The 12,303-nt window shown below is 38.7% G+C and carries 13 protein-coding genes; 7 read left to right on the forward strand and 6 right to left on the reverse strand.

Annotated features, from left to right (window positions below; all coding sequences use genetic code 11):
• Positions 1-414: 414 nt before the first annotated feature.
• Positions 415-1,197: a TorF family putative porin gene (locus PQO03_RS18725; protein WP_274152511.1), complete on the forward strand. Its 783-nt coding sequence runs from the start codon at positions 415-417 to the stop codon at positions 1,195-1,197.
• Positions 1,198-1,268: 71 nt separating this feature from the next.
• On the opposite strand, the gene PQO03_RS18730 is transcribed toward PQO03_RS18725, so the two are convergent.
• Together PQO03_RS18730 and PQO03_RS18735 are read right to left on the reverse strand one after the other, a co-directional pair.
• Entirely contained in the window at positions 1,269-2,120 is an 852-nt protein-coding gene (locus tag PQO03_RS18730) for a S1C family serine protease (RefSeq protein WP_274152512.1), read from the reverse strand.
• Between the two features lie 70 nt (positions 2,121-2,190).
• Positions 2,191-2,793, reverse strand: coding sequence for a hypothetical protein (locus PQO03_RS18735; protein WP_274152514.1), 603 nt, complete (start codon positions 2,791-2,793; stop codon positions 2,191-2,193).
• Between the two features lie 79 nt (positions 2,794-2,872).
• On the opposite strand from PQO03_RS18735, the gene PQO03_RS18740 reads away from it, so the two are divergent.
• From PQO03_RS18740 to PQO03_RS18760, 5 genes are all read left to right on the forward strand, one after another.
• Positions 2,873-3,535, forward strand: a complete 663-nt coding sequence (locus tag PQO03_RS18740; RefSeq protein WP_274152516.1) for a fumarylacetoacetate hydrolase family protein — start codon at positions 2,873-2,875, stop codon at positions 3,533-3,535.
• Positions 3,536-3,694: 159 nt separating this feature from the next.
• A complete protein-coding gene (locus PQO03_RS18745; RefSeq protein WP_274152517.1) occupies positions 3,695-4,150 on the forward strand; it encodes an FHA domain-containing protein in 456 nt (151 codons plus the stop codon).
• A gap of 50 nt (positions 4,151-4,200) precedes the next feature.
• The gene (locus tag PQO03_RS18750; RefSeq protein WP_274152519.1) at positions 4,201-4,911 is read left to right on the forward strand and encodes a GAF domain-containing protein; all 711 of its coding nucleotides are present in this window, start codon (positions 4,201-4,203) and stop codon (positions 4,909-4,911) included.
• Positions 4,912-4,948: 37 nt separating this feature from the next.
• Complete coding sequence (locus PQO03_RS18755; RefSeq protein ID WP_274152520.1) at positions 4,949-5,218, forward strand: 2Fe-2S iron-sulfur cluster binding domain-containing protein; 270 nt, start codon at positions 4,949-4,951, stop codon at positions 5,216-5,218.
• On the forward strand, positions 5,218-5,826 hold the full coding sequence (locus PQO03_RS18760; RefSeq protein WP_274152521.1) for a 4Fe-4S dicluster domain-containing protein: 609 nt from the start codon (positions 5,218-5,220) through the stop codon (positions 5,824-5,826). The genes PQO03_RS18755 and PQO03_RS18760 overlap by 1 nt, the downstream gene beginning before the upstream one ends.
• Positions 5,827-5,828: 2 nt before the next feature.
• On the opposite strand, the gene PQO03_RS18765 is transcribed toward PQO03_RS18760, so the two are convergent.
• Entirely contained in the window at positions 5,829-6,800 is a 972-nt protein-coding gene (locus PQO03_RS18765; protein WP_274152523.1) for an RluA family pseudouridine synthase, read from the reverse strand.
• Positions 6,801-6,803: 3 nt separating this feature from the next.
• Positions 6,804-7,643, reverse strand: coding sequence for a prolipoprotein diacylglyceryl transferase (gene lgt / locus PQO03_RS18770; protein WP_274152524.1), 840 nt, complete (start codon positions 7,641-7,643; stop codon positions 6,804-6,806).
• Positions 7,644-7,816: 173 nt separating this feature from the next.
• On the opposite strand from lgt, the gene PQO03_RS18775 reads away from it, so the two are divergent.
• Complete coding sequence (locus PQO03_RS18775; RefSeq protein WP_274152525.1) at positions 7,817-9,544, forward strand: VWA domain-containing protein; 1,728 nt, start codon at positions 7,817-7,819, stop codon at positions 9,542-9,544.
• A gap of 139 nt (positions 9,545-9,683) precedes the next feature.
• On the opposite strand, the gene PQO03_RS18780 is transcribed toward PQO03_RS18775, so the two are convergent.
• Together PQO03_RS18780 and PQO03_RS18785 are read right to left on the reverse strand one after the other, a co-directional pair.
• The gene (locus PQO03_RS18780; protein ID WP_274152527.1) at positions 9,684-11,552 is read right to left on the reverse strand and encodes an Lnb N-terminal periplasmic domain-containing protein; all 1,869 of its coding nucleotides are present in this window, start codon (positions 11,550-11,552) and stop codon (positions 9,684-9,686) included.
• A 131-nt stretch (positions 11,553-11,683) separates the two neighbouring features.
• A complete protein-coding gene (locus PQO03_RS18785; RefSeq protein ID WP_274152529.1) occupies positions 11,684-12,130 on the reverse strand; it encodes a DUF3015 family protein in 447 nt (148 codons plus the stop codon).
• Positions 12,131-12,303 lie beyond the last annotated feature (173 nt).

Below are 12,303 nucleotides of genomic sequence, written 5' to 3' on the forward strand. Positions count from 1 at the left end.
ATTTATGGCTCTCTAAAATTTGCTGCAATATGCCTTTACTTTGCTCTCTGACAAGTGTTTTGAATTTCATAAGAGCTTTCTTTCGCTCTTTTACTTATCGATTCTAAATTTTCTTGCTTAAAATCATTTCGCTATCGATGCCCCCTATAAGATGATTTCAACTATAACTTAGTACACACAAGCTCTTGCACCACTGAGTCACTCGCTTGATTCCCCTCTTTTTTACGCTAAATTTTGATTTAAATAAATTTAACAAAAAGAGTACGATTTATTGCACAGATACCGAAAAGCTGAACAAAAACGTAACTTTTTAGCACTTTTTCCAAAAAAAATACAATAAATCTATTGACCTCTTATTAAATCCACTTAGAATAGAATCACCCTAAACAAACAACACTATAAGGAACATACGCAATGACTAAAAAATTCATATTCGCACTACTCACAGCGTCATCTTTCGCCGCTATAGCTCAAGAAGAAGCTCCTGCAGCTGAAATGACAACATCAGAAGAGTCTGCACTTAGCCTTAATGCTACTATTGGATACACGAGCCGTTATGTATGGCGTGGTCTTACTTTTGGTAAAGAATCAGCACAAGCTGACATCTCAGCAACTTACGACGCTGGTGACATCGGTTCATTCAACCTAGGCCTATGGGGCACACTCGACCTTACTGATGAAGTCAACGACGAAGAACTCAACTTCACAGAAGTCGATATCTACGCTGGTTGGGAAAAATCTTTCGACATCATTACTCTTGGTGCTGGTGTAATCAACTACCAATTCCCTGGTGAAACTGGCTCTGGTAATGCTGCAACAACTGAAGTATATGCATCTGTTGCTCTTGACGTTATTCTTGCTCCATCAGTAACTGTCTACTACGATGTAGAAGAAGCTGATGGCGATGCTATCTATGTCAGTACTGGAATTGGTCACGATTTCGACCTCGGTTTCTCTACCCTTTCAGTAGGTGGTGCAATTGGTTGGGCAAACAGCGATGGTGGCGACTTCCTTTATGGCTCAGGCGATGGCTTCACAGATGTTGCTGCAACTGTTTCACTCAACTTTGACTTAACTGAAAGTCTCAGTATGTCACCTTTCGTATCTTATACTGCTCTTATCGAAGATGCTAAAGATGCAAATGGTAACGACAACGAAGAAATCTTCGGTGGTATTAACTTAAGCTACTCTTTCTAATAGAAAGAATTACTTATTAAAAAAGGCGGTCTTTTGACCGCCTTTTTTATTGCCTATATCAAGAGCTCCGATTAATTAACTTCTTTCAATACCTTTAAAAGAAACTCCACTACGGCTGAATTTGGCACCGCAAAATTCAAACTATTCGTCTCAGGAATCTGAGCTGTATTCACGCCCACCCAACCACGCACTAAAGAAACTAAAGGCCCTCCTGAAGAGCCAGGGTTTATGGCTGCATCTGTTTGGAGATAAGAAATATTCTGAGCTTCTTCATTCATAAAACTAGATAAATCTCTATGCTGCTGAGAGACAATCCCCATTGTAACTGAATGACCAAAACCATAGGGATTACCTATCGCAATCACCAAGTCTCCTTCAAGGTCTCGATTAACAGAACACATCTCTAAATAAGGAAATGCTCCCTGGAAATTTTTTATCCTCAATAAAGCCAAGTCTTTACTAGGCTCTTCTGCTAAAACCTCCAATTCATAACGCTTACCCATAGAGTCAATGGCGGAAATAACCTCCCCATTGCGAACGACATGCTCATTAGAGATAATATAGCCATCTGGATGAATACAAAAACCAGACCCTAGGCTTTGCCCCTTAACGGCTACTTTCACTTTGGGACCCGGTAAAAAAGATGGTAACAAGTGCAGATTTTTTTGTGATTGACCATTTATAAACAAATTCAAAACGGCTCGTTTTGATTGACTTGCGATACGTGAAATATCATTCACTTGCAGCTTCTCTTTAAACTCATTACGAACTTTCAAAATATCTTGTAACTGCTTGCCCTTTAAAGACTGTGCTTCATCCCCTAAAAATACACCTGCTTTGATTGGCTGTTGATATTCACTCACACAGGAAGCTCCACTAAAAAGAACTCCTGCCATAAAAATCTTTGTCCATAGATTCGACATTTATATATCTCCTAATTAAATTTATAGAATAAACCCTCATAGAAGGATTCTGTAAATCTATGGAATATATTTATAGCTCTTTAATCTCTACCGAACCTCGTTGCGTTACTCCACTTGGCAAAGAATCAATTTTTATTAATTGCGGATTACGCATAGCAAAGTCACCCTGATATTCACCTAACAATACTTTTATAAAGGTCGGTAAGTCACTTGTTTTCTTACGTACAGTAAAGTAACAAACATGCTCTTTCCATTCAGGAGAAAAATCTGTACGCGAAGCCATTAGCCCCAAATTCTGTCCTTTCTGCTCTTTCTTAGATTTGACTTTCTTTTTCTTTTGTTTCCCTCCAAAAATATCCCCATAAGTACCATACCCATAAGTTATCACGCCTTCGCCCTTTGTTTTCACCTCAACTGTAAACATATATTTCTCGCCTTCCTCAAGCTCCAATTGATGATAAAGCGCTAGATAAGTTTTAGCAGAAGATGCTGGCGTAAAAAAAGAAAAAATACCTTTTTTATACGTCTCTTTCACACTCTTATATTCTTTTGATTTTCGTAAAAACCAATTATCCTCGGCTTTCTTAAAAGCGGGATCAGAAATCAAATTAGCTGTTCCTGCCTCTAATATCACAGCAGAAAAAATTAAAATAATCATATACAGTTTACACATAGCGCAATCATCCTTTATAGTTAGTAATTAAACACCACTACGTTTCATCTACCCCAAATCTAACAAATAAAAACTTACCATGAATAAGATTCTCACTTGGATTGACAACACGCCTCTACCATCCTCAAATAATAAAATCTTTTGCATTGGTCGCAACTACAAAGCCCACGCACATGAACTAGGCAATGAACTCCCTCAAGAACCCGTGATATTCATGAAAGGCTCAAACGCAATAAGCTCCCTAAGTCCTCACTTTTCCTTACCTGAAAATCGTGGCTTAATTCATCATGAGCTAGAAATTGCATTGCTCATTGGAGAAACTTTAAAAAATGCTTCAGAAGAAGAATGTCGACAAGCTATCATTGGCATTGGCTTAGGACTCGACCTCACACTAAGAGAATTACAAAATCACTTGAAATCAAAACAATTGCCTTGGGAACGAGCTAAGAGCTTTGATGGTAGCGCTCCCATAAGCAACTTTATCCCTATCTCACAAAACACTGATTTACAAAACTTATATTTTTCTCTTAAAGTAAACGATGAATACCGTCAGCAAGGATGGACCGGTGATATGATATTCCCCTGTACAAAACTCTTAAGTTTCATATCACAGGAATTCACTGTTGACGCGGGAGACATCATCCTTACAGGGACTCCGAAAGGTGTATCAGAACTCAAAGCTAAGGATACGCTTGAATGCACCATACAAGGACAGCAAACTCACTACTCAGTCGTTGTATAGGGACCATATGATCCATGGTAATGATCAGTAATATAACGTAGCTATTTTCAAAATAAGTATAATTATTAAGGATTCTTCCCTCAATATTAACTGAAAAGTATTTAATTATACAAATCATTATAGTATAGTAAAGCCGTCAATAATCTTAATGAGTTTGCTATGTCTAACCGCACTTATCAATGCCATGCTTGTAATCGTGTCAATAATTACAATCAAAAATTTTGTAATAATTGCGAAACCCCTGCCGCAGTTGCTGCTCTCAGAAGCACCGGCAAAGATATTTTACCCTGCGATTTCCTCTTCGCTCTACTCCCCATTGAACAGTCTGTAGGCTCAGGCATTCATTCTGACGTACTCTTACCCCTCAATGACATTCCCGCTCATCATTGTAACTTGGAGTTTTCACGAGACTTATTCACCATCACTTCTCCAGCAAGTCATTTGGCTATTCGACTCAACGGCAAAGCCATTAAAGTTAACCAAAAATACCGACTTGAGCACGGTTGCTTAATAAGCTTCGCCAATGAGGAATTTGAACTTATTTACTTTAACAAAAAAACCGCAGCCCAAAACTACAAAAACCTAAACTCCAAGACCTGGCTTATAATGCCGTAAGTACATCCACAACTCGTCAATTACAGAGTATCGTCTTCAAAAACAAACTAATGGATTGCTACTCAGCGGAAGATATCTTTTCTTTAAGTGCGGATACTATTTTACTGATGACGGGCCTAGAACGTGCCTATGGCTTTCTCATTGAAAATAATAACGAAGAAATGAATCTCAGAGAGATCATAGCAAAAAATTCAAATTTCTTGCCTATCAAAGAAAAGAATTTTACCATTTCTCAATCCATAGTAAATAAAGTTTTAGATAACCAAAATTCCGTATACATCAGCAATGCCGATAGCAATAACAACAAATCACAATCTATGTTCGATTTCGATATAAAAACAGTCATCTGTATCCCACTCAGTCATACAAATGAAAAATTAGAAAAAAAACTGATCGGCATTTTATATATTGATAAACAATACAGTTCCCACCCCTTACCATCTAAACTTGAAACCAGCCTAAAAACAATCGCTTCGATGACCGCCAACTCAATACTTAGCATAAAGAATCCATCCCTAGCCAAAATGACACCTGAATTTAGACAAAAATACCAGTTTATCAATAGCGAGATTCACAATATAAAATCAACGCTAAGTACAAGTTCGAAACTTATTAATAAATTTGATTATGGAAATCCGAGCGCTTTAAAAACTATTCTTCGTGAATGTCGCAAGGACTTAATGCGATTGACAAGAACTATTTCACCTCCGATTCAGCACACTACAAGTAAAAGTATTGAGGAACAAACTAGCCATTTTTAAACTTTGTGATATTATTTATCCAAACGCAGGAACTAAAATGGCTTACTCAATACTTTTCAGCTTATCTAAAAAAACTATAGCATACGACCCTAAGGCCAATAGTTTTTACTCAATCCTAGATTTAGCTGATAAAGCAGGACTTAACATACGTCGAGGATGCCGTAGCGGACATTGCGGCACTTGCTCCGTGCCTTTAATAAAAGGTAAAGTGGAACATATTTTTGGTGATAAAATGGCGAATCAATCTCCGCCAAATATCCTCTCTTGCTCTTTTAAACCCAAATCAGATTTAATCATAGAGGCCTAATGGAAAATCGACGCAGTTTATTTCGAGGTTTTAAAAACTTTGGCTCGCTCATGCGTGATGTTGTACATGAGCACAAAGAAATTAAAAAAGAAGAAAATAAGAACCCCCAAGCTCCTGCCGAATTTTTTCGGCCTCCTGGGGCTTTACCTGAGAATGATTTTCTAAATAAATGCACACAATGTAACGATTGTATGGAAGCCTGTACTCCCGGCGCTATTTATAAACATTTTGACCCAAGCTCAAAAGCAAACTTAACGCCCATCATTGCCCAAGAGGTCATCCCTTGCGAGCTCTGTGTCGACACACCCTGTGTCACTGCCTGCCAAGAAGGCGCACTAGTCTTAAATGAAGGCGAAGCCCCCATTGTCGGCAAAGCACAGATCTACATCGATCATTGCTATTCATGGAACGGAGAGGATCCCGAGTGTTCCGCCTGTTCAGATGCTTGTCCTTTGCCCGAAAAAGCCATACAAGCAGATTCTCAAGGACGTATGCGCGTCAAATCATCGCTTTGCAATGGCTGCGGTCTCTGTACTCATGTATGTCCAGAGTACCACAATGCAATCAAAATCGTCCCTCTTACAGAAGAACGTACAACGCCTCAGTAAAACTAAGCGTCAAATTTGATCCCGAAATTATCACAAATCTCTTTGAAATCATCCTGTAAAGGTGCTGTAAAAGTCATGATTTCTTGAGTTCCTGGATGGATAATTCTCGTTCTCCAAGCATGTAATATATGGCGATCGGGAGATTCTTTTTCATCTAAACGTCTTACTCCGTAAAATTTATCGCCGACGATCGGATGATTAATTCCCGCCATATGCACTCGGATCTGATGCGTTCGCCCAGTATCAATTTTCAACTTCACCAAAGAGGCCCCATTATTATCTGCAAGAACTTTATAATGACTAATGGCTTCCTTACCACGATTTGCATCGTTTGTGTTTTCCATCTTCTGCCTATTTGAGCGAGATCTACCGATATTCGTTTTAATCGTATCACGACCTACACGTATTGTTCCACGGCAAAGTGCTACGTAGTACTTCTCTACATCACGACGGGCAAAAGAGCGACTTAATTTATCAAGATTCTTTGCGCTTTTCGCAACAATAATAACTCCGGAAGTTTCTTTATCTAAGCGATGAACTATACCTGGACGACTATTACCTTCATCCATTGAAGAAAAGGTCGCTAAATCACGGCCAAGCAAAGCGTTAACCAATGTACCGGAATGATTGCCTGCACCAGGATGCACCACCATACCAGCAGGCTTATTCACAACTAAAATATCATCATCTTCATAAATAATATCTAAGGGAATATCTTCGGGAAGCAAAGCACTTTCTTCCTGTTCATCTGGCATTTTATAATAAACCAAATCTCCTTCAATCACATTCTCAGATATTCGCGCAGGAAGTTTTGCTCCTGAACGAATGAGCTCAAAAGCACCTTCTTTTAAACTTTTCTGTAAAAACGTTCTTGAACGATCAGGTAGCTGTACCGAAATATATCTATCTAAACGCTGACATTCGGAAATCTCATCCACAACCCATCCATGAGTAAAACCTTCTGGAATTTCCATATACTAATCCTTCTCTAATTTGGGAAAATCATATTCCCGATTACGACGACACAAGGCAATTATTACACAACCAAGTGCTAATGTACCCAATGCAATATATTGCGCCAAAGACAAACCAGCAGTTAAATCCTGATCGTCACGAAAAAACTCTACTGTAAAGCGCCAAAGACTATAAACACAAAAATATAATCCAAAAATCATCCCTGGCTTTGCTAGCTTCTTACTTACATAACATAATAAAATACAAATACTCACTAAAGCAAACACTGCATATAAGGGGGCTGGATGCACTGCCATTGACAAGTCTGAACTCGGCTCAATCAAACCTCGCTTTAAGTGATCTGACCAAGGAAAACTCCCTTTAGGGTACTGAACTGCTAAAGCTTGTATATCACATTTCCCGCCGAAGCAACAACCATTAAGAAAACAGCCCACTCGCCCAAAGGCATGAGCCAAGGCTATACAGGGCGCAGCTATATCTAAAGCTGTCAAAAACTTGATCCCATTACGTCTACAGACAAAGTAGGCAATTATCAAACCACCGATCAAGCCTCCTTGAAAAACCAAGCCTCCTTCCTGAAAAGCAAAAACTTTCGAAAATGGGCGATTAGCAAAATTCTCCTCCCAATAACGCACAACAAATAATAAGCGTGCACCCAAAATAGCCCCAATCATAGAGTAAAAAAGCGTGGTCTCCACCTTCTCTGGATCTTGTCCATAAAGCTTTGATCGTCTCTTTAATAGAAACAAAGCAGCCAAAAAGCCACTGGCAGCCATAACCTGAAACCATCGTAGTGTTATATGTGTTCCAAAAAGATCGAACTCTAAAAAAATTTCTTTCATAAATATCTTCTAATATTTTTTGTTTTGTGATTTTAGTCGGATTAGTAAGTAATTCCACAGAAATCGGATACTTTAGTAGACTTATTTGATAATGGGCTAATTCTTAATTAGCTTTTCAAGAGTAAAAAACTGTAGAAAAAACTAAACTTTTGCGCTTTCGCACCTCATAAATTATGACCAAAAAAAACTACACCTATTACTTATTTTCCTCTGTAATCATATCCCTAGCCTTTCACGCATTGTTAGCTCTTCTTTTCTCCACACAACTAAAGCACGTCTTCAATACCCTACAGACGAACAACACAAAACCACTTCCAAAAGAGCAGTACCGTAGCCCCGCTCCCAAAGTTACAAAATGGAAAGCAAAAAACAAAAAAGAACTTGAGAATGAACTCAAAAATGCTCTACGACCTTCTTTAACTCCCGCAAAAATAGATCTCAATGATCTAAAAATCAACGCTGACATAGCTCCTAAAGTAGATTCTTCTTCACTCGCAGAACTTCAAATGCATAAAAGTTCACAGATCCCTGGTCAATCACTCTCCACACAACTTCCTCCACAGATCTATGAAATTAAACCTTTAATTTCAAACAAACACCTATCCGAAGCCAACAAAAGCTTAATTGATCAAAGACTTCCTGATTCAGATGACATCGCCACTGAACCCTTGTCTTTTAAAGCGAACCAGGGCAACGGCATTGATGGGTCTGGATCTGGAACTCTCTCAACACCCTCTATTACTCTCCCTGTAAATAGTATTCGCCCGACAATTCAATTATCTGCTCCCACTGATCCTCGAAAACAGAACTCACTAAGCCTTATTAATAAGCCCAGCCTTCCCCAAATTTCCGTTAATGAACAGACACAAGGGCAGCTCGATGACGTTTTGAAAATAACTCCACAAACCTATATTGATCCACGAGATCAACAAGGTTATTTTCGCGTTGATATAACTCTAGACAAAAACTCTAAACGCCTTATTTCACAAGCAAAAGAAATAATGTTCATACTCGATACCTCCACCAGTATTCGCTATCAACAATTCACCAACTTCACTTACGCCATAAAGAAAGGTATTGAAAGCCTCTCTCCTCAAGATCGTTTTAATATCGTAACTTTCAATATCAAAGACCGACGCTGCTTCCCTGATTATGCACCCGCTAATGAACAGAATATCACTAGAGCACTTGACTTTTTAAGCAATACCAAAAGAGGTGGCAAAACAGATGTCTACAAAAGCCTACGCCCCTACATATCACAAGGTACTAAACGTGGCTATCCCCGTATTATATACCTAGCCAGCGACGGCAACACCACTAGACGAGGGGGAATTGAAGGCGTCGAGATCATCAGTAAAATCACCCAAGAAAACCAAGCTCGCACATCAATCTTTGCCATCAGCAATGGCGACGACACATCTCCTTTCCTCCTTGATTTGCTCACACTAAGAAACCGCGGTTTTAGCACCCTGCAAGAAGAGCCTGAAGGCTCTGGCCTCATGTTTGAAAATTTTATCAAAACCTATTCCGACACCGTAGTCAGTCAACTCAACTATCGCTTTTCTTCACAGATTGACTCAGACGAAATCTTTCCTAAGGAACTCCCCCACTTATATAGAGGTGGAACACTCTCTATTTATGGGAAATTTAATCCTAATCAAAACTCCACCCTTGTTCAAGTTAAAGGACAAGGCGCAAAAGGCCTTGAAGAAATCACCTTTAAAATTGATTTCAAAAAGTCAGCTCAAGGAGGCGCGAGCCTTGCGCAGAACTGGGGACATCATAAAATCTTATACTTATTAGGCGAATTAACCGACGACCCTACTGACACCAATATCAAAAACCAACTACGACACCTAGTAAATAAATTTAATATCCCTATCCCTTACGAGATAAAGTAATTAAATCATTTAGCTAAGACCCTCTAACTGCCCTGGGTGAACGAAGCTCATTATTGCCTAATGAGGAATGGCCATTTCTTACAGAGCCTATCTCTATGGGCCTAAGTTCCTACTACTTTTATAGCTAATGGCAACATAATCAAAAGTAATAATTAAAGCTCAAACCAAACTCATTCCAATCTTGGTGAAAGGAATCAGTCCATTTAAAAAAACCATTGACATTTAAGCTCTTACTTAGGCTCCAGTTCAAACTACTTTTTAGCTCAGTCATTTTATTACTCTGACCCAAAACCGCCCAAGACTGCCTTCCAGATAACTGAGCTGAACTATGCTGATTGATATAATATATAGTCCCTAACTCTGGGCCTATAGAAAGCATATAACTGTCATTAAGCACACCTGAAAAATGCGCTGATGGACGCAACAAACCGTAAACCAAAAAAGAATCATTCAACTCTGAACTCTGCCCAAAACCCGTATCCACATAAGTAGCCACATGCAAATCGTCATCATCCTCTCTCAAACGCATTGATTCCGCTCCTATATCAACAATCCATGACATAGGATTAAAATATTCATCCACAGGACTTAAAGAATTTATACTCACCAGCTGAAACTTTCTTAACTCCACATCTTTATCATCGTAAAAGTAATATAGGTCAGTATTGAGCACCTCAATGGAACTACCTTTCAAATACCCCGCCCAATCATCCTCTAGAGCATGATATGCCGCCCTTAGACTCAAACCCACAAAACCTTGATCATCATACGCACCCGTTGTCATTTTTACTCTCATCGAGTCATGACCTTCTGCAGGATCAAAGGGTCTTTCAAAAGTATAAGGCACTTCATTTCGCCCAAGCTTAGCACGCTTACGCAAGGTCTCTAAATAGAGGTCTTGATACTCCTCTTGTGTCATTTCTCCCGCAGCTAAATGAATCAGCATCAACTCTATCGCGACATCATAAACTCTCCTTTGCTCATCTAAAGCGTAGCTCGACAAAAGCAATTCATCTTTTTCATCCGCCACTCTTCTCGATAAAACTTTTGAGAGATATTTTTGACTTGGCTTAAGAGGAGAGGCTATCGTACGTATTCTAGTTGATTTAGAGGGCCGATAACGGCCCATTTCAACCAAGTCATTAACTTTAACTAACTTGATTGTATCCACAGGCAATACCCAATAATCATTGGCTTGCCGAGCCAAATTCATTCCAGGTCGAGCTGCATCAATTGCAAACAATAAATTATAAGAACAGTTTTCATCAAAGAAATAATAATCCGAACGAATTTTTTCCATTTCAATAACATGCATTAAAACTCTTTCGACTTCCTTCTGTGTAAACTTAAAATCATACTCCCACACATCTCTCATATTATGATCCGAGTACTCAATGACTTTTTCAAAGTATCGAACAATACTGAACGTACCTGGGTACATGCCTAACACGCCTTTTATAGCAAACTTTAAACCATCCGTTTCCTCAGTCCTTGCTGAGTAATTCACTGAATACGCCATTAATTTCTTATTGCGCTTACCTTCAATATTCAACAAAGTGTGACCAAATAAGGAAGAGGGGTTATTCATGTACTGACTCGGAAAAATCAACTGGACTTTGTTTGGATCTATATTTTTCAAGATCCTTGCAAATTTGGGACTGTAATTTGCTACAAAAACTTTTTTAGCTTCAGGAAGCTCCTCTAACAACCAATCTAAACGTGCAGGAAAAAGATTAATCGCATGCTCATTATCACTTGGATCACCTACAGCGAAAGCCTCAAGACAAGCTTCTAACTCTGCCTGTGGATTAAATTTACCGGTCGGCGATAAAAAAAAGTTTTCATCATCAACAACACTGGCTTGTGAAAAAAAACCATCATCATAATGAAGTAAATTTAACCAATGATCCTTACTTGCTACATTTCTATTTTTTGCGAGCTCTTTTAAACTCGCTAAGTCCATCGCACCTACCGAAATAGTCAGTAGGAAGCATATAAAATACTTCATCATACCCCTTAATATATTGATCTCTTTCAATATACTTTATCTGTCTAACTTAAATAGTAATAACACGCTATCTAGGCACAAAAAAGCCATCGATTTTCATCGATGGCTATCAACTACAAGTTAGCTAAGACTTAGCTTTTAGCAATATCCATGATATTGGATACAACTTCAGTGTGAGTCACTTCATTTGTAGTGTAGATATTAGCAAAGTTTTCTTGAAGCTCAGCTCTGAAAGCCTCTGTGTCTTCAACTTTAAGAATGCCTGCAATTGTATCAACTGCTTCGCCTTCGCCCATAGCGATATCTTTCGCTACGTTATCCATATTACCCGCAATGAAAATATTCATCTGCTCTTGAGCCCAAAATTCTGCTGGTTTTTCAGCATCTAGTGTACCAGAAGTAATAGCAAATGTTTGATTACAAAAAATATGATTAGTTGTTACAGCTGCAGTCTGAGACATTAGACCATCTGAATCCTTAAAGATCATTGTACCAACACCAACACCAACGTTGTCTTGCGGTACTGCAAACGCGCTTACTGCACCAAAGAATAAGATTGACGATACGAATTTTTTCATTGTACTACCTCTTTATTTTTGTTAGGGTTGCATAATTCTACAAGATCAAATTACACAAGGCAAGATTTTTACCCACCTCAAGGCTCACATTAATGAATTTTTAATATATCTTAGTCCTCAAAAATTAATCGCATTTTTTCTATCTAAGCCCCTTGCAGGAAATACTTTTTACG

This window comes from Lentisphaera profundi (assembly GCF_028728065.1).
Lineage (GTDB): Bacteria > Verrucomicrobiota > Lentisphaeria > Lentisphaerales > Lentisphaeraceae > Lentisphaera > Lentisphaera profundi.